16 protein-coding genes are annotated in these 19,483 nt (G+C 35.8%); 5 read left to right on the top strand and 11 right to left on the bottom strand.

Annotation, left to right across the window (positions count from 1 at the left end):
• From acs to DMZ43_RS08305, 5 genes are all read left to right on the top strand, one after another.
• Complete coding sequence (gene acs / locus DMZ43_RS08325; protein WP_131507380.1) at nt 1-1,908, top strand: acetate--CoA ligase; 1,908 nt, start codon at nt 1-3, stop codon at nt 1,906-1,908.
• A gap of 379 nt (nt 1,909-2,287) precedes the next feature.
• Nucleotides 2,288-2,872: a Crp/Fnr family transcriptional regulator gene (locus DMZ43_RS08320; protein WP_131507378.1), complete on the top strand. Its 585-nt coding sequence runs from the start codon at nt 2,288-2,290 to the stop codon at nt 2,870-2,872.
• 98 nt (nt 2,873-2,970) lie between these two features.
• Nucleotides 2,971-3,534: a YceI family protein gene (locus DMZ43_RS08315; RefSeq protein WP_129760714.1), complete on the top strand. Its 564-nt coding sequence runs from the start codon at nt 2,971-2,973 to the stop codon at nt 3,532-3,534.
• Nucleotides 3,535-4,183: 649 nt separating this feature from the next.
• Nucleotides 4,184-6,412 (top strand): hypothetical protein, encoded by a 2,229-nt coding sequence (locus DMZ43_RS08310; RefSeq protein ID WP_131507376.1) that lies wholly within the window; start codon nt 4,184-4,186, stop codon nt 6,410-6,412.
• A gap of 17 nt (nt 6,413-6,429) precedes the next feature.
• Complete coding sequence (locus DMZ43_RS08305; RefSeq protein ID WP_131507374.1) at nt 6,430-8,301, top strand: amidohydrolase family protein; 1,872 nt, start codon at nt 6,430-6,432, stop codon at nt 8,299-8,301.
• Nucleotides 8,302-8,578: 277 nt separating this feature from the next.
• Here DMZ43_RS08305 and DMZ43_RS08300 read toward each other — a convergent pair whose 3' ends face one another.
• The 11 genes from DMZ43_RS08300 to DMZ43_RS08250 form a co-directional block, all read right to left on the bottom strand.
• A complete protein-coding gene (locus tag DMZ43_RS08300) occupies nt 8,579-9,358 on the bottom strand; it encodes a S1/P1 nuclease (protein WP_131507372.1) in 780 nt (259 codons plus the stop codon).
• A gap of 72 nt (nt 9,359-9,430) precedes the next feature.
• Nucleotides 9,431-10,642 (bottom strand): multidrug effflux MFS transporter, encoded by a 1,212-nt coding sequence (locus DMZ43_RS08295; protein ID WP_238155799.1) that lies wholly within the window; start codon nt 10,640-10,642, stop codon nt 9,431-9,433.
• Nucleotides 10,643-10,764: 122 nt separating this feature from the next.
• The gene (locus DMZ43_RS08290) at nt 10,765-11,328 is read right to left on the bottom strand and encodes a DUF1579 domain-containing protein (RefSeq protein WP_131507370.1); all 564 of its coding nucleotides are present in this window, start codon (nt 11,326-11,328) and stop codon (nt 10,765-10,767) included.
• A gap of 42 nt (nt 11,329-11,370) precedes the next feature.
• Nucleotides 11,371-12,912: an acyl-CoA carboxylase subunit beta gene (locus DMZ43_RS08285; RefSeq protein ID WP_131507368.1), complete on the bottom strand. Its 1,542-nt coding sequence runs from the start codon at nt 12,910-12,912 to the stop codon at nt 11,371-11,373.
• Nucleotides 12,913-12,961: 49 nt separating this feature from the next.
• The gene (locus DMZ43_RS08280; protein ID WP_131507366.1) at nt 12,962-13,264 is read right to left on the bottom strand and encodes a GIY-YIG nuclease family protein; all 303 of its coding nucleotides are present in this window, start codon (nt 13,262-13,264) and stop codon (nt 12,962-12,964) included.
• Nucleotides 13,265-13,497: 233 nt separating this feature from the next.
• Entirely contained in the window at nt 13,498-14,967 is a 1,470-nt protein-coding gene (gene accC, locus DMZ43_RS08275; RefSeq protein ID WP_131507364.1) for an acetyl-CoA carboxylase biotin carboxylase subunit, read from the bottom strand.
• 1 nt (nt 14,968) lies between these two features.
• Nucleotides 14,969-15,451 carry an acetyl-CoA carboxylase biotin carboxyl carrier protein subunit gene (locus DMZ43_RS08270; protein ID WP_131507362.1) on the bottom strand — a complete coding sequence of 161 codons (483 nt, stop codon included), beginning with the start codon at nt 15,449-15,451 and terminating at the stop codon, nt 14,969-14,971.
• Nucleotides 15,452-15,527: 76 nt separating this feature from the next.
• Nucleotides 15,528-16,190: a PolC-type DNA polymerase III gene (locus DMZ43_RS08265; protein WP_131507360.1), complete on the bottom strand. Its 663-nt coding sequence runs from the start codon at nt 16,188-16,190 to the stop codon at nt 15,528-15,530.
• Nucleotides 16,190-18,109 carry a DUF294 nucleotidyltransferase-like domain-containing protein gene (locus tag DMZ43_RS08260; RefSeq protein WP_131507358.1) on the bottom strand — a complete coding sequence of 640 codons (1,920 nt, stop codon included), beginning with the start codon at nt 18,107-18,109 and terminating at the stop codon, nt 16,190-16,192. Before DMZ43_RS08260 ends, DMZ43_RS08265 begins: the two co-directional genes overlap by 1 nt.
• Before the next feature lie 36 nt (nt 18,110-18,145).
• Nucleotides 18,146-18,823: a PrsW family intramembrane metalloprotease gene (locus tag DMZ43_RS08255; protein ID WP_131507356.1), complete on the bottom strand. Its 678-nt coding sequence runs from the start codon at nt 18,821-18,823 to the stop codon at nt 18,146-18,148.
• 21 nt (nt 18,824-18,844) lie between these two features.
• Entirely contained in the window at nt 18,845-19,402 is a 558-nt protein-coding gene (locus DMZ43_RS08250) for an NUDIX domain-containing protein (protein ID WP_131507354.1), read from the bottom strand.
• Between the last annotated feature and the right edge of the window lie 81 nt (nt 19,403-19,483).

The raw sequence follows: 19,483 nt of genomic DNA, 5'->3' as shown, positions 1-19,483 counted from the left end.
ATGAGTAACTACCATATCAAACATTTAGAAGAATATTATCAAGTCTATCGTAAATCGGTTAGAAACCCAGAGGTCTTTTGGGAAGAAATAGCTGAAGAGCACTTCATGTGGCGAAAAAAGTGGGATAATGTATTAAGATGGGATTTTACAAAACCTGAAGTAAAGTGGTTTGAAGGTGCAAAATTGAATATTACCGAAAACTGTATTGATAGACACATTTATACGCGAGGCGATAAAACAGCTATTATTTTTGAACCCAATAATCCTAATGAAGACGCTCAACATATAACCTATAGGCAATTACATGATAAAGTATGTCGGTTTGCCAATGTGCTAAAAGAAAAAGGTATAGGTAAAGGCGACAGAGTGTGTATTTACCTGCCAATGATTCCTGAATTGGCTATTTCAGTATTAGCTTGTGCGCGTATTGGTGCGATTCATTCTGTAGTATTTGCAGGATTTTCATCATCGGCTCTAGCAACAAGAATTAAGGATTGTGATGCTAAAATGGTGATTACTTCTGATGGATCGTATCGTGGCTCAAAAACAATAGACTTAAAAGGAATAGTTGACGATGCATTAAACGATTGTGAAGGAGTTGAATCAGTTTTGGTAGCTAAACGCATTCATTCTGAAATCAATATGAAAGAAGGACGTGACCACTGGTTGGAGCCACTGTTGGAAGAAGCTTATCACGACTGTGTACCAGAAATAATGGATGCCGAAGACCCTTTATTTATTTTATATACTTCTGGTTCAACAGGTCAACCAAAAGGGATGGTGCATTCTTCAGGAGGTTATATGGTGTATACAGCATATACCTTTAAAAACGTATTTCAATATAGAGAAAATGACATTTATTGGTGTACTGCAGATATAGGTTGGATTACAGGACACAGCTATATTGTATATGGTCCATTGGCCAATGGTGCAACAACCGTTATGTTTGAAGGTGTTCCAAGCTATCCAGATTATGGTCGCTTTTGGCAGATTGTAGAAAAACATAAAGTAACCCAATTTTATACAGCGCCAACAGCTATTAGAGCTCTAGCTAAAGAAGGAGTAGAGCACGTCGAAAATCATGATTTATCGTCTTTAAAGGTCTTGGGTACAGTTGGAGAACCTATTAATGAAGAAGCATGGCATTGGTATGATGATAATATAGGTAAACGAAAAGCGCCTATTGTAGATACTTGGTGGCAAACCGAAACAGGAGGCATAATGATAACACCTATTCCGTTTGCAACACCTACAAAACCTACCTATGCAACCTTACCGTTTATTGGGATACAACCAGCACTAATGGATGAGCAAGGGCAGGAAATAAAAGGCAATCAGGTAGATGGACGCTTATGTGTAAAATTCCCTTGGCCAAGTATGGCAAGAACCATTTGGGGCAATCACCAACGTTATAAAGATACTTATTTTTCAGCTTTTGAAAATAAATACTTTACAGGTGATGGCGCGTTACGTGATGAAGTAGGATATTACCGAATTACAGGTCGTGTAGATGATGTTGTTATTGTGTCTGGTCATAACTTAGGAACAGCACCAATAGAAGATGCTATTAATGAACATCCAGCAGTTTCTGAAAGTGCTATTGTAGGATTTCCTCATGATATCAAAGGAAACGCACTCTATGGATATGTTATTTTAAAAGAAACAGGAGAAAGCAGAAACCACGATAACTTACGTAAAGAAATAAACCAACTCATTACAGAGCAAATAGGGCCTATTGCTAAACTAGATAAAATACAGTTTACTAGTGGATTGCCAAAAACACGAAGCGGAAAAATAATGCGTCGTATTCTTCGTAAGATTGCTAGTAATGATACAGCTAATCTTGGAGATACAAGCACATTACTAAATCCAGATTGTGTACAAGAGATTATGGATGGAGTGCTTTAATACACTAAATTCTATATGATAAACCGTTTCCTACCAGAAACGGTTTTTTTATGTCTTTCCTTATTGTCATTGCGAGTGCAACGAAGCAATCTCAGTTCTGTCATTCCGCACTTGATGCGGAATCCATTAGTTCAGCATTTCACACTGTTGTCATTGCGAGGAACTTAGCGACGAAGCAATCTCACCCTTTTTGTCAGTCTGAGTAAGCCTGTACTGAGCGTAGCCGAAGTGTCGAAGACAAAGGAAAAAGCAGTCTCTCACTTTCATCAGTTCGAGTGTTCCAACTGCAAAGTTGGAATGTATCGAGAACCCAAAAACTAAACCCAAATAAACCTTAAAACTATAAACTACTTTTTCTATTTTTACCAAAAGTACAGTTATGCACTTCCAACCACTTTTAAACTACATAGCAAAACACGTAGAGCTCACCAAAGAAGAAACCGATTATCTAGTGGAGCATTTACACTATCGTAGGTATTTAAAAGGACAATACATCCTTCAGCAAGGCGATGTGTGCAGAACCAGTTCGTTTATACTAAAAGGGTGCACCAAACTATTTTACGTAGACGATACAGGAACCGAGCACATCATTATGCTAGGTGTTGAAGATTGGTGGACTTCAGATATTGGAAGTTTCATAAATCAAACACCTGCCGAATTCAACATACAGTGTTTAGAAGATACCGAGTTGGCACAATTTCATTATGACACTATCGAAGACATCTTCGAACGCATCCCAAAGCTAGAGCGCTTTTTCCGTAAGGTAACCGAACGTGGTCTTGCAGCAGCCTTAAACCGAATTATTCGCAACTTTAGTATGACGGCTAAAGACCGTTATCTGTTCTTTAGAGTAACCTATCCTAAGATAGAACAACGCATTCCGCAGTATATGATAGCCTCTTATTTGGGTATTACCAAAGAGTTTTTAAGCAAAATAAAAAAGCAGGTCGCTCAAGAAAGTTAAACTAGTTTAACCTTATTTTATAAACTACTTCATTTTTACCCTTACAATGTGTTGATAGTTTTGTAGTGTAATTTTTTAATCAAAAAAACCACAACAAAATGAACACATTAAAAACCACTGCAATTATAGCATTTGCAACATTTACAGCTTCAGTTGAAGCACAAGAACAAACCGTAAACACTTCAGAGAGTAAAGTTGTTTGGAAAGGTTACAAAGTAGCAGGATCTCACGAAGGTACCATTAAGATTGAATCAGGTACATTACAATTCAATGGCGAGCAACTTACAGGAGGCGAGTTTGTAATGGATATGACTAGCATTAACACCACAGACCTCGAAGGCGAGTACAAAGACCAATTGGACGGACATTTAAAAAGCGACGATTTCTTTGGTGTAGAGAATCATCCAACAGCTAAGTTGGTATTTACTAAAGTAACACCATCAGGTAAAAATGCTTACGATGTACAAGGAAGCTTAACTATAAAAGGCATCACTAACCCTATTAGTTTTACGTTGTCAGTTTACGGAAGTAAGGCCACTGTAAACTTAAAAATCGACCGTAGCCAGTACAATGTACGTTATGGTTCTAAAAGTTTTTTCAACAACTTAAAAGACAAAGCAATATATGATGAGTTTGATATTGTAGCAGACCTTCAGTTTTAAACCCTTAATTGATTAATAGCACTAAAACCGTTTCTTTCCCCAGAAACGGTTTTTTTATGTCTTTCCTTATTGTCATTGCGAGTGCAACGAAGCAATCTCAGTTTTGTCATTCCGCACTTGATGCGGAATCCATTAGTTCAGCATTTCACACTGTTGTCATTGCGAGGAGCGTAGCGACGAAGCAATCTCATCTTATTGTCATACTGAGCCTATACCAAACTTGATTTGGTAATGCGGAAACCGTAGGTTCAGCGAAGCTAATCCATATGCTTTGTCATTCCGCACAGAGCCTGTACCAAACTTGATTTGGTAATGCAGAAACCGTAGGTTCAGCGAAGCTAATCTACATGCTTTGTCATTCCGCACAGAGCCTATACCAAACTTGATTTGGTAATGCGGAAACCGTAGCTTCAGCGAAGCTAATCCATAATTACAGCACAGCTAATCCATAAGCCTAAAACACCTAACCATCACACTACCAAAAAATTACATTAGGAAAACCCAAAAACTTTTTCTAACTTTAACACACTTTCCCTAAGTACTGCACTTTACGCAGTAGGGTTAATTAATAGTTGTTGACGCCAACGTATTTCAATGTAGTAACCTACCTAGGTTTACTATGCTATTAATTAACCAAAACCAATCAATTATGAAACCTCTAGTAATTATTTTCTTAATGTGTTCTCTGTCACTCTATAGTCAGAAACCAGAAACAAAAACAATACTTGATAATGAATATTCTGTAAACTATAAAAAGGAAAACAATGAATTCGAAATTTGTAAAAAAACAGATAACTTCCTAGAGTGTTATAAGTATATTATAGAAAACAAAGATGAGTTCAGTTTTATGCAAGCACTAGATAGTGTTACAAAACTAGCAATACATACTTTTAAATATAAGTTTTTTGATAAGGAATACAAATTGGAAGAACTTAGCTCTATTGATTATTCCAAAATTACAATTTCTAATACTGAAGAAGAATTTAATAATCTGAAAGATAACGGTATGGAGCTAAAACTAGAAGACGCTCCTGTTAGTTTACCAACTTTTAAAATTACTAAAACGGATAGCACTAGTTATGAAATGACCATTAATGAGAAGTCAATAAAGTTTACTTCTGTTAAAGATATAGCAAGTAAAACTGATGAATTTAAGGCAGATATCCTTAAAGCTCTAAAAGATTCAATTGATAAAACAACAACTACAATTGAAACTAGTTTTAAAGATTTATTAGGTGATTTATACAATACATCAATAGCAAAAACTGAGGATTATGTGTATTTAGCTACTGAGACTTTAAGTGATTCAAGTAATCCTCCTGTAAAAGGTAATTATAACTTTTACTATCTTTTAAAGGATAAAAACATCCATGTTAAAGTTTGCAAAGTTGAGGATAAAGAAAGTTGTAAAGTTTATGGGCCTTATGAACTCTCTATCTCAGAAAACGAATTTGTAAATAGCATCACAAATCAACATAAGGTATTTCAAGATGGAAATAAAGACAATCAGACTGCTATTGGTAAAGTATATTATATGATTGTCGCAAAAAAAGAGACTAAAAAAATTGACATAGTAAAAAAAGAAATCAATGATTCTATTTCTAATATTTTTGAAAAAATAGAGAATGCTAAAAACACCTTTAGTGGGCAGTTTGTAATTAACAAGAAGGTGCCTTTGTATAAAAATAAATTACTAAAGAAGAGATGGTATTGGCTTGATAAATATTCTAAGCCAAAAATTCATGACGATATAGAATTAATAGTTGATTCTGTCAATATTAGGTTTTTTAATAACAGAGCTGATAATATAACTATTGTTGGTCGTTTGAGTAATGATAAAGATAACACCAGAGTTTTTACCAATAGAAATTATAGTTTGCCTTTGCGTGAATTTACTCATCGTGTACAAACCAATAGTTTAGTAGATAAAAATAACGATACTCTAACTTATTATTATGATGATATTTTAGATTATTTACCTTATAAGAAGTATAACTATGCTGTTAAAAATGGAGAAATAAAAGTTAGAGTTGGTGATAGTATTAAAGCTGTCGAACGCAAAATAGGTGATTATTTTACAGGTATTTTCTTTTCCGATTTCTTAGGATTGAATAGTAATAATAGCAATAGTTTAATCGTGGCTGAAGGGCGTATTCGTATCCCTTGGCATTTAAGAAACTACCGAAAAGCTACATTATTCGATAACATCACTGCCTACGCTTCAGTAAACCTCTTTAGTGGCTTTGAAAACAGCTCTCGTAAAATTGAACTGGATGATACTTTTGATGCCGATGAGACCTCTGAAGCCAATGCACAAAACTTTACAACGGATAACTTTAACCTATTGAGCAATAATAATATTGATGCTGGAGTATTGGTAACACCTTACACTTTTGAATGGAAAGGGGCATCAACATTTATTCATCTGCGGTATGGTTTGCGTTTTATTAGAACAGGAGTGGAGTATAACCTAAAAGAGCAAAACACTATAGTGGTTGATAGTGTACCTACAATTCAAGAAACTATTGTAGAACGCAAAGGGTTTCAGGTATTTTCTATAGGGCAAGAAGCAGAGCTTAATTTTGAAATTAGGCCACAATCAAGTGTTGGTGCAGATGTTACTGTTGGTCTTAACTGGTTTAGAGCAACAGGAACCAACAAGAATGATGTAGATTTCTCAACTACTAATAACTCACCTAACTTAAAAGTAATGACTAATATTTATGCTTTAACTAATTCTGAAGATAGTAATTCAGGTGTGTACTTCAGGCTAGGTGGTCATTATAATTTAGGAACCTATAAAGTATTTCCTCAAATAATGGTGGGTTATGCAACCAATCTAAGTTCATTTGTTAATAAGCTTAAAAAGGAAGACTAGTATAAAAAACTACCACCATGCCACAACCCACAAAACCACCTATCATCAACTGTCATATTCACATGTTTACAGGCGATTATGTGCCACCATATCTGGCAAAAACCTATCTGCCAGCACCTGTGTATAAGCTACTGTCTTTACACATGGTTATTAAACTTTTACGTTGGTATTATACCAACATTAAACCACGTTATTATACCAATAGTTACAGGAGGTCACAACAACGCAAGTACAAGTTCGAAATGATCTTTAGACGTAGCTATGTGCTTGGGGTTTTAAAATTTCTTTTTAATACCTACATCACCTTAGCAGTGTTTTATTACAGTATTGGTTGGTTTGTAAAACCTACAGCTAACTATGAAAACCTCATTAAAAAAGGGCTTCAAAAAGCCTACCTCTGGTTAGACAGTTGGCATATTATACCAGTCATTACCAGTACACTATTAAAAATAGTGGTGTTGTTCGCCTTGTTCCTGCTATTAAAATGGGTGCGTAACTTAGTCATCGCAGTACTACGTCAACTCAAAGTCCTACCAGGTAATGAGTTTATTAAGTTATTTCACCGTTATGTGCAAATTGGACTCTTTTCTAAGTACAAAACCCAAAAGGGCATTTATGATAAGCTTAAAAAACAATACCCACCAGACACCTATTTTGTAGGACTACCTATGGATATGGGTGCCATGGATGCAGGCCATATTAAAACAGTTTATGATGCAGCCACCAAAAGTTTCATCAACATTCCAAAAATCAAGAACACGAACACACCAGACGCCTTCCATACCATTAAACACCAAATGGAAGGTGTCTTAACCATTAAACAACGTACGCAGGATAAAGATACCTTTCATCCTTTTATTTTTGCTGATCCAAGACGTATGGCAGACAAACGCTATTTTGACTATACGGTTGATAAAGCCACAGGCGATGTCACCTTAGTTAAAGGCTGCCTCATGCAAGAGTATCTCGAAGACCACAACTTTGCTGGCATTAAAATGTATCCAGCACTTGGGTACTATCCGTTTGAAGAGGGGCTATTACCACTCTGGAAATATTGTGTGCAACACGAGCTCCCTATTATGACCCACTGTATCAAGGGTACTATATTTTATCGAGGAAAAAAGAAACCCGAGTGGGACACACACCCTGTATTTACCGAAGGTAAAATAGATAACACAACAAAGCAACAACTGGACGATGATGAAAAAGTCGATTTCGATATCAATGCCACTTATATTAATGCCGAGGACAACGCATTACATCTTAACCAAGTAAAGAATATTGACTTCTGTAATAACTTTACCAACCCTTTAAACTATTTATGCCTTTTAGAAGACCACTTACTGCAAAAGGTAGTTGCCAAAACTACAGACCCTCGTATAAAAACCATCTTTTATACAAGTGATAAGCAATGGCGTAAAGAACCACTTAAAAACCTAAAACTCTGTTTCGCCCACTTTGGTGGTGACGACCAATGGAAACGCTTTCTCGAAAGCGACCGAGACAATTATACCTCACAGCTTTTGCTTAAACCTGAAAAAGGTATCGACTTTTTTAACAATGCAAGTGGTAAACCTAGTCCTGGTAAGTTGGCTTATATATGGAAGTATGTCGATTGGTACACTAGCATTTGCAGTATCATCTTGCAGCATAATAATGTCTATGCCGATATTAGCTACATCCTGCATGATGAGGTCATTTTACCACTACTTAAACAAACCCTAAACAACCCAGGACTTAAAGAAAAAGTACTCTATGGCAGCGACTTTTACGTGGTACGCAACCATAAAAGCGATAAAGCCATTTTAGCCGATATGCGCGCAGGCTTAACCGAACAGGAGTTTGACCAAATTGCACGCCATAACCCAAGAGTCTATTTAAACTTATAAAAATAAATGTCATTACCCTTTTTTATCGTTATTGCGAGTGCAACGAAGCAATCTCATCTTTCGTCAGTTCGAGTCTTCAAACAATATCAACTAGTTTTAAGAGTTTTTTTGTAGTGCTACAACAATTCTAATGTATTGGAAAAGAATAATTTGAAAAATAGGTATAGCGTATATATAGTGTGTAAGCCTAAGGAGTACTTCAGGGTATATACAGGTTAAAAGTAAAGAACCTTTAGGGTTAACTAAGGAAAAATAAAGGAGAGGTTAAAAGCTAAATTTACAACACATTATTCAACACTTCTGCAAGTCGAATACCTGCTTTTTGTAGTTGTGTTCTAGCAACGTGCAAATAAGCATAAGAGTATTTGTGTCTTAAGTTTTCTCCTTGTTCTACATTGGTATATACTTCTCGTGTAAGAATATGGGTTTCATTGACCCAATCAATAACTGTACCTTGTTGTATGTCTTTTACTTCGGCTTTGGTAAGGTAATCGGCATTAGCGGCAAGTTCGGTATAACTCATGCCATAGTCGTCAATCATTTTAGTATCCCATACCGAATGCAGGTTGGTGTCTTTATAAAACCACTGTACTTTAAAGTCGTTACCACCTCTATCTTCGGCTAAACCAATATGCATAGGTTGGTGTAAATCGCCAATAAGGTGCACAAGCATACGTAAGTAAAACGCTTTATCCTCATGTGTAGCATCAGGGTTTTGCAATACGGCTTTACAGTGTGCAATACCAGAAACCAAGTCACCATCAGGATGTTGTTTAGATGCATCATAATCGGCATCTAGTGGCATGTTTATATAGTGCCAAGTGTAAAACTGGCTGAAACGATCATCGGCTTTAATTTCATCAGGATAGGTAGATACAAAAGCTAAGGATTCATGATTAAGCAGTTTTTTAATCATGCGTTTAGACCTAGCCGTTAAATAGTTATCAGCTATGGCTCCAACAGTACGATGACCTGTTTTTCCCCATTTCACATTGGCATTGGTAGGAACTAACAAGACGAGGCACAGGCTTAAAAGCAATAGGTGTTTTGGTTTCATAACGTATAACTTAAAATGATGTAGTAAAGATAACTGTATTTATTAAAACAGAAGACCAACAGCCGTTAAAGATTAAGCTGTTGCTAAGGTCTTTTTTTGTACGTTACGTAACCACGCAAACACTAGTACCGATAAGACTCCAAATACCGAAAACCCTATAAATAGTGGTAATGCAGAAGTGGAGACAAAACTTCCTATATAGTTGGCAATAGGTACAGCCATAACGGTAGATACAAAGCCATTAATTGCCGACCCAATACCAGCAATATGTCCTAAAGGCTCCATAGCTAGAGAACGTAAGTTTCCAAAAAGAAAACCAACTGCAAAAAACTGCAGAATAAAAAAGGTGATTAATACATGCACACTAGGGTTAACACCTGAGTGAAACAAGACTACATATAGCAATGAGATAATAGTGTACGCAATACCAGCAGTATAGGCAATATTAAACGACCCAAACCTAATAACCAATTGGCTATTGCTAAAGGTTGCAAACCCAACCGAAAAGGCGGTACTCGCAAAAATATAAGGGAACATGTCCCCAAGGTTATACTGCTCTTGAAAGATTTGTTGTGATGTACTTAAATATACCATAAACGAACCTGTAATAAAACCTGACACTAGAGTAAAGGCAATAGCATCTTTATATTTAAAAAACTCTTTAGTACCACTTATAAATATAGAAGGTTTAAACGGAATACGTTTTTTAACCGAAAGCGTTTCTGGTTGTCGTTTCCAAAACCAAAGCACAATGATTAAACCTATAATTAAGTTGGCATTAAAAATAGATTGCCAATTGAAAAAGTCGAGGAGGAGCTGTCCAAAAGTTGGAGCTACAATAGGCACTAAAATGAAGAACATTACAATTATGGAAAGTACCTTAGCCATAAAGTCACCACTATAAGTATCGCGTGTCATAGCAACAGCAATGGTTCTAGGAGAGGACAGACCTACACCTTGAAGAACACGAGCTATAAGCATAACCGTAAAATCATTGGTAGTTACACAAATGATACTTGCAATAACAAATACAGCAAACCCAAAGTACACCATGGGCTTTCTACCAAAACTATCCGATAGCGGACCAAAGATTAATTGTCCAAACCCAATACCTAAAAAAATCATGGTAATTAAATACTGATTTTGATGAGGGTCGCTCACACCCAAAGCATCACCTATTTGCGGTAAAGCAGGTAATAAAGCATCTATGGAAAGTGCTACAATAGACATCAAAGATGCCATAAGTGCTATAAACTCAATTTTGAAGGCTGGTTTTTTTCGCATGCTACAAAAGTACCTTGTTTTACTGTATTGAATTGAATGTAAAGTCTTAAAGCTATCTTAAAAAAAGAAAAACTCCTTAATCGATAATTAAGGAGCTCTTTTTTTGTGAAATTGACACTATTTTAGTCTTTTTTTGTGTAAACTATTTCCATGCTTTTCATTTCTTGGTCTCCCATAACGATAAACATTTCAAATTTATGAGAGGTTTCAGATAATACGGTAAACACTTCTTTGACTTGCATGTCTTGTCCGCTTGCAGGATCAAGCATACTGCCTTCAAGGGTTAAGGTGTTGGTTTTTTCATCCAACTGTCCTTTCATGAGCATGATACTGCTTCCAAAATTATCAATCCAAGTGGCAATAAATTCTTTTTTAGCATTATCATAGCCTGTAATGCTTTCTCCCATAAAAGGCATTCCCATCATTTCACCATTATGCGATGAACGTTGGTAAAGTCCATTCATAATCATTTCGTTAGTGGTAGTTGCTTTAGACTCTGAAGGTGGTTGCGAAGGATCCATCCACATTTTTACAGTAGCGTTCCATTCACCATTCATAGCAGCTAACCATTTATGGTATTTGCCAGGAGTCATGTTGTCCTGCCATGCTTTCATTTCTTCTGGAGTTTGCGCAAACCCTGTTACGCAAAACACCAATAGTGTTAGTGATACCAGTAATTTTTTCATAATAGTATGATTAAAAGTTGATTATCATAAAGATACTAAAAATTACAACGGAATATTACCATGTTTACGTTTTGGCGAGTCTACATGTTTGTCCTCAAGCATCGCAAAGGCTTTTATCAATTTACGTCGTGTATCCTTTGGTAAAATCACTTCATCAATAAAACCACGTTCTGTAGCACTGTAAGGATTAGCAAATTTTTCAGCATATTCAGCTTCTTTTTCTTTCCATTTTGCTTCAGGGTCATCAGCATCTTTTATCTCTTTTCTAAAGATAATTTCTGCAGCACCTTTGGCACCCATTACAGCAATTTCAGCACTAGGCCATGCAAAGTTCATATCAGAACCAATGTGTTTAGAGTTCATTACGTCATAAGCACCACCATACGCTTTTCGGGTGATAACCGTTATTCTTGGTACAGTGGCTTCGCTAAAAGCATACAATAATTTAGCACCATGAACAATAATACCATTCCATTCTTGGTCAGTTCCAGGTAAGAATCCAGGAACATCTTCTAGCGTTAACAACGGAATATTGAATGCGTCACAAAAACGTACAAATCGCGCTGCTTTTTTAGAGCTGTTTACATCTAATACACCTGCTAAAAACATAGGTTGGTTAGCAACAATACCAATAGATTTTCCGCCTAATCTCGCAAAACCAACAATAATGTTTTCGGCATGGTCTTTATGAATCTCGTAAAATGAATCTTCGTCAATAATACCAGAAATTACCTCATGCATATCATAAGGCTTGTTGGCATTATCAGGAACAATGTCAGATAATTGTTCTCTCAATTCATCACCTAATTCAAACGGTAAGGCTTTTGGCTTTTCTTGGTTGTTTTGAGGTAAGTAACTCAATAGTTTCTTGACGTCTTCCAAACATTCCACATCATTTGTTGACGTTTTATGAGCTACACCAGATTTTGATGCGTGTGTAGATGCACCACCAAGTTCTTCAGAAGTTACAGTTTCATTCGTCACAGTTTTAACCACATTTGGCCCAGTTACAAACATATAACTGGTGTTTTCAACCATAAGGGTAAAATCGGTCATGGCAGGAGAATATACAGCACCACCAGCACAAGGTCCCATAATGGCAGATAACTGCGGAATAACACCTGATGCTTGTACGTTTCTGTAAAAAATATCAGCATAACCACCAAGCGAGCGCACACCTTCTTGAATACGAGCACCACCAGAATCATTCAACCCAATTAATGGTGCGCCAACTTTTACAGCAAGGTCCATAATTTTACAAATTTTTTCGGCGTGAGTTTCAGAAAGTGAACCACCAAATACGGTGAAGTCTTGCGCAAAGATGTACACCAAGCGACCATCAATAGTACCATAACCTGTTACAACGCCATCGCCATAAAACTGTTGTTTGTCCATGCCAAAGTCCTTGGTACGATGCGTCACTAAAGCACCAATTTCTTCAAACGAGCCTTCATCTAATACATATTGCACGCGTTCGCGAGCCGTTAGTTTCTTGTTGGCATGTTGTTTTTCTATACGTTTTTCGCCACCACCTAAATAGGCTTGGGCTAATTTTTCGTTTAAGTCTTTTATTTTGTCTTGCATAGCATGTATGTTTTTGTTTTGTCATCCTGCGCTCCGACGCAGGATCCACTTAATATATCCAATCTTCTGCTAAATCATTCCAGTTTTTATTTTCAGCTTCAATTAGGTCAATTTTCCATTGTCTATTCAAATTTTTTAATTGCTTTTCTCTTTTTATTGCATCATTTACATATTGAAATTGTTCAAAGTACACTAATTTGTCTAATCCATAATTTTTAGTAAAACCTTCTATAAGTTTTGCTTTGTGCTCAAATACTCTTCGTTCTAAATTATTTGTCATACCAATGTAAAGTGTTCCATTCTTTTTATTTGTTAATATGTAAACATAAAATTGGTAATAATTTCCTTTCATTTTTTAAAACATTTAAATGATTTTTTATGGATTCCGTGTCGTAGCACGGAATGACAAAAGTTGATGTGTTTTTAAAAATGTTTCACTATTAATTATTTTATATATATTCCGCATTATCAAATCAAGTTTAGTACAGGCTCTGTGCGGAATGACAAGCAATTGTTCTAATTTTATCTCGTTGTACTTGTATCATTTTCTTTGTCATCCTGCGCTCCGATGCAGTATCCACTTTGTCAATTTCTCTTGGATTCCGCATCAAGTGCGGAATGACAAGTTCGTAATACGTTTTGGTCTTCCAGATACTGTTTTACAGCAATAAGTGCTGCAATGTTTGCTTCAGTTTCTTGTTTGGCTTTAATGGCTTCTGGAGAGTAATGTTTTTTAACAAAATGAGTGTCAAAATCACCTGAACGGAAAGCATCGTGTTCACAAACAAACGTTCCAAATGGAAGAGTGGTTTGAATACCTTCAATTTGATAGTTTTCTATCGCTTTTATCATAAGTTGAATAGCCTCATCACGCGTAGTTCCGTAAGTGATTAATTTGGAAAGCATAGGGTCATAATAAATAGGAATATCCATACCTTGCTCAAAACCGTTATCTACACGAATGTTTTCACCAACTGGCAATTGATACACATCTAAATGACCAACACTTGGTAAGAAATCGTTTAGCGGATCTTCGGCATAAACACGTAGCTCCAAAGCGTGACCATGAATACTTAAATCGGCTTGCTTTATAGCTAAAACTTCACCACGAGCCACACGAATTTGTTGTTCAACCAAATCGGTTTTTGTGATTAATTCGGTAACAGGATGTTCTACTTGCAAACGCGTATTCATTTCCAAGAAGTAAAAGTTGTGGTTTTCATCCAATAAAAACTCAACTGTTCCAGCACCAATATAATTGCAGGCTTTTGCCACTTTTACAGCAGCTTCACCCATTTTAGCACGTAACTCTGGAGTTAGTACAGATGATGGCGCTTCTTCAACCACTTTTTGATGACGACGTTGAATACTACATTCGCGCTCAAATAAATGAATGACGTTACCATGTGTATCTGCCATCACCTGAATTTCAATATGACGCGGAGATGCTACATATTTCTCAATAAACACCGAACCATCACCAAAGGCATTAACAGCTTCACTAATAGCACGATCCATTTGTGATTCAAAATCGGCTTCTTTTTCAACAATACGCATACCTTTTCCGCCACCACCAGCAGAGGCTTTTATTAAGATAGGAAACCCAATGCCTGTGGCTATATTTTTGGCTTCAGCAATATCTGTAATAGCTTCGTCGGTTCCAGGAACCATAGGGATATCATAAGCTTTAACAGCGTCTTTGGCTGCTAGCTTGCTTCCCATAATTTTTATGGCTTTACTTTTTGGCCCTATAAAGGTAATGTTGTTAGCTTCGCATAATTCGGCAAAGTCAGCATTTTCAGAAAGGAATCCATAACCAGGATGAATGGCATCTACGTTAAGGTCTTTAGCGACTTGTATAATTTTATCACCTAATAAGTACGATTGATTAGAAGGTGCTTCACCAATTAAAACAGCTTCATCAGCATATTTTACATGTGGCGCATGTCTATCTATAGTGGAATAAACGGCAACCGTTTTTATACCCATTTTTTTTGCAGTTCGCATCACACGAATGGCAATTTCGCCTCGGTTTGCTACTAAAATCTTCTTCATATTATTCAAATTCTATTAATAGTTGGTTTTTATCAACAGCATCGCCTTTTGCTACAGAAATGGTTTTTATAACACCATCACGTGGAGATGTTAATACGTTTTCCATCTTCATAGCTTCAAGGATAAGCAATGTGTCATTTTCTTTAACTTCTTGACCTTGTGATATGCTAATATCTAGGATAAGCCCTGGCATAGGCGCTTTTATATCGTTTACATGTTTTGAAGCACCTACTTCAAACCCCATGTCTTTAATAAGTTGATCTAAATAATCAGCAATTGCAACATTATATACTGTGTTGTTTACTTTCACAGCATAGGTTTTGTTATTGAAATCTTTTTCTATGATTTCAGCATTAAAAGACTGATTGTTTTTTAGGATGTGAAATGTATTTGCTTTTGTAGGAACGACATCAAGGTTTTGGATGTTTTCGTTTGAAATTTCAAAATGATCTGTGTTATTAACAGATGTTTTAAAGTTCGTCATGAAATTATAATTTTAGAGCTGTAAAGGTACATAAACTAAAACGTTTTCGAAACCTTTGAAGCGTTAAGACTACTTCTTATAACTTGAAGAGTTTTTTTAAGGTTAAACCTTTGTTGGTTTTTAGTAGTGTAGTGGTTTTTAAAAAAATAATTGCTGTAAGTAATGCGTCACCAGCAGCTGTATGTCTATCAGAGACATCAAGTACATAGTTTTCTGCAATTTCGTCAAGGGTGTATTTATCTTGTTTAATAAGGTTAGATTTAATGCGTGTCGCGCGATATAAATTTACAGTATCTAAAACCCTGTTTTTAAGTTTGGGTAAGTTATGACGCAGAAGCATTTTGTTAATCATAGTGATATCAAATCGTGCATGATGCGCCACTAAAATGCTATTGCCAATATAATTTAAGAATAGCTTTAAGGCATCTTCTTCGGTTGTGGTTTCAATACGTTCGTTTTTTATGATTCCATGAATCTCTACAGTATTTTCGTTAAAATGCTCTTGTTTAATATATACTTCAAAGGTGTTGGCAATATTTATCTCATTATTATAGACCTCTACAGCACCTATGCATAGTACACGGTCTTTTTCATAATCAAAACCAGTCGTTTCAGTATCAAGAACAACAAAGCGTGTATTGTGAAGTTCAGAGCCTTTGGAGTTTGTAAACAAAGCTTCATAGTCTAGCCAGTAGTTAGGGTAATTAGGTTCGGGTTGTTTTTTAAAAAACGATAGCATTACACTAGAGTACTTAGGTTAAACCTTATTTTAATAAACTCTTGCAGTGTTGCTATGGTTTTAAAACAACGCTTTAGTTTCATCTTTTCTTCTTTGGTTAAGACTTCAAGAGCAATAAATCTTCCATTGTCGTTATTTAGAAGTCCGTGTTTGGTTCTAAACTTAAGGATAGCCTTAAACGCATAAGAAGACGATAAGTAAAGTTCCTTGTTTTCAGGAAACAGTTCGGCAAGTTTTTCAAAACGCTCAGCAGTATTGTTGATGTTTTTGATTTGATACGTTAGTGTTAGCAAACGACCAGCATCAATTAAAGGCATAAGCGCACGCTTTTTTAAATCGAAAAAGTCTTTATGCTTACCATCACTTTCAACAAGAAACTGTCTAAAGAAACCAAGAGGCGATGCACTTCTTAAAGCATTTACACCCAATTTGCTTAAAAACACCGAATTGGTTTTGGTTATGCTTAACACGTGGTCTGACAAGGCATTGGTGAGTGATGCTTCACCATAACTAATATCAAAGTCAAAGAAAATAGAAGAGAGTAGGATTTCATCATTTCCTGTATTGGAGGTCCAGTTACTGAATTGCGCTTTCCATTCATCCAGACTTAAACACCACTTAGGGTTTTTAGCCATCATATCTGCATTACAAAACTCAAAACCTATAGTGTTTAATCGCTTGTTAACCTTTTTTGCTAGTTTTAAAAAATAGTCTCTAACGGTTTCAAGTTCTTCTTTTGGGACATTTTCAAACACAATGGCATTGTCCTGATCGGTTTGTAAAAGCTGTTCCTTACGTCCTTGACTGCCAAGAGACATCCACGCAAATTTAACAGGAGGCTCTTCTTTCATTTTCTCAAGGCATCGTTCAATAATTCGCTTTATTGTGGCATCATTTAATTCAAAAATAATCTTGCTTGTATGTGTCAATGGAATATTCTGTAGGATATAGCCTTTTAGTAAAATGGCTATTTTTTCTCGTACACGTTTAAGGTCTTTGGTACTGTTAGTTCGTTTAATTGCTTTCATTAATACAGAAGGGTTATTTCCCTTCATAAGTGTCATATCATGCTCAGAGACTAAACCAATAAGTTTAGAGTTTGGTGTGCCATCTTCGGTAATACACAAATGCCCAATTTTATGTTTCATCATGGTAATTTGTGCTTGAGCAATGGTTAAGTTTTTAGGGTAGCAAAGCACAGGAGCACTCATTACATTTTTAACAGGTTCTTTAATGGTATGTAAGCCAGTAGCAACTTTATTTCTAAGGTCTTTATCGGTAACAATACCTAAGGGCAAATTATTGTCTTCAATAATTATTGAGCCAATGTTTTTGGAACTCATCAGTTTCGCAATGGTTTTAATTTTTGAAGTAGGCTTAGCAGTAACAATTTTTTTAATGTAGCTTACTGGTTGTAGCTCAAATAAGTTGTCGGTTGGGTTTAAGACAATTTCGGTATCCGAAAAAAAGCGCAGTTGATGCTCTTTAGAAAAAGGGTTTTCGGTATTGGAAGCAAAACTCTCCAAAAGGTATTTACCTACCTCTTTGTTTTTTTCGGCCATCGGCTTAAAAACCTCAATAGGAATACTGTATAATATACATTCCTCTTCGGTTATGGAGGTAATGGCATAGTTTTCTTGTGCGAAAAGCGGACGAAGTCCAAACACATCGCCTTCGTCAAACTTATCAATCACTTCAGACGTGTTGTTAATAGTCTTTTTTAGTGACACAGCACCTTTGTGAATAATATAAAAATGCTGGTGTAATGTGTCGTTTTGGTTGTAGATTATCTGTCCTTTGTCGAGATACTTAATGGTAACCTGAACAGCAATCTCCAACAACTGATTTTTTTTAAGCAAATCAAAAGGAGGGAAGCGTTTAAGGAAATCGGCAATACGTTCGGCTATAGTGTTCTTCATACTGCTAAGTTAAGCACCAAACCTGTATTTGCATAATTAATCTAGTTTAAAATGCGAATCGTTTTGATGGCGTTTTATGGCTTTTCTAGCTAGGAATAATCCAACAGCTAGCGAGACAAAAGCACCTACCCAAATACCAGGAATAAAGTCGATAAACAAAAAGAAATCGTAAGCACCATGGAATAGGGTTGCCAATGCAAGACCTATAAGATTTAGTTTTATTCTGTTATTAGAAAACTTTGCTTTACCCATAAAATAGCCCATTAATACACCAAAGGTAGCATGTGCAGGAACAGCAGTAAAGGCTCTTAAAAATGCAATTTTATAACCACCTTCAAACACATACATAATGTTTTCGGTAGCTGCAAAACCCATTGAAACTACCACAGCATATACAATGCCATCAAAAGGCTCGTTAAAGTCTTTTTTAGGCTGAGCAAAATAGCGTACAATGACATATTTGCTAAACTCTTCAACTAATCCAACAATAAAAAAAGCTTTGATGAATTGGTCAAAAATACTTGTGTTAAAAGGTATTGGAATAACACTATCTGTTACAAGGTAAAGAAAAGTTGTAATCGCTATACTTCCAATGCCACCAAACAAAAAGCAATATAAGATTAACCGTTTGGGCTCTTTTTCATATTTATCTTTAAAATAAATATAAAGGATAATCATTATAACAGGAGCTATCGCAAGGAGGAGTAGATTCATAGTTGAAAATTAAGTAAAATATTAAAACTTACTACAGTTTTTTTGGATAGCATTAAAAATAATAGTGTAGTAGACTCTATTGCTAGCTACAAAATGGTTGTTGGTTTCACTGTTATTCAATAAGGACTGAAATGTAGAAAAGCTAACAAGTTTTAAAGCTTCAACTTCATCTTTTTGTGGTGTTAGTTGATTAATGTCTACCTTTAATTCTGTCATAAAAGTATGATGAAATTCATTGTCAACAATACCATTATCGTAGCTTTGAAAACATTCAAAAACACCAATCTTGTTAAGGTCTTGTTCTAAAATGGCTAAACCTATTTCTTCTTTGGTTTCTCTAACTGCTGCCTGTGTAATGCTTTCTCCAGCATCGATATGACCAGCAACTGAAACATCCCATAGTAACGGACAAATGGTTTTTGAAGCTGCTCGTTGCGCTAGTAAAATGTCTCCATTTTTAGTGTAAAACCAAACATGAGCAGTATTATGAAAAAACCCTTTTGTATGGATTACAGATTTTAAAGCGGTTTCTCCTGTTGGGTTACCAGAGGCATCAACAATGTCGATTAATTCATCCATTTAAATAAGCGTTGTCCCATCGAGCGGAGTCGAGATGTTTTTTGAGATACCTTTTTTCAAGTTCTCGACTGCGCTCGAACA

This window comes from Meridianimaribacter sp. CL38 (genome assembly GCF_004328055.1).
Classification (GTDB): Bacteria; Bacteroidota; Bacteroidia; order Flavobacteriales; family Flavobacteriaceae; genus Gaetbulibacter_B; species Gaetbulibacter_B jejuensis.
Note: the sequence above shows the minus strand (reverse complement) of the source record. Positions and strands in the feature narration are given on the sequence as shown.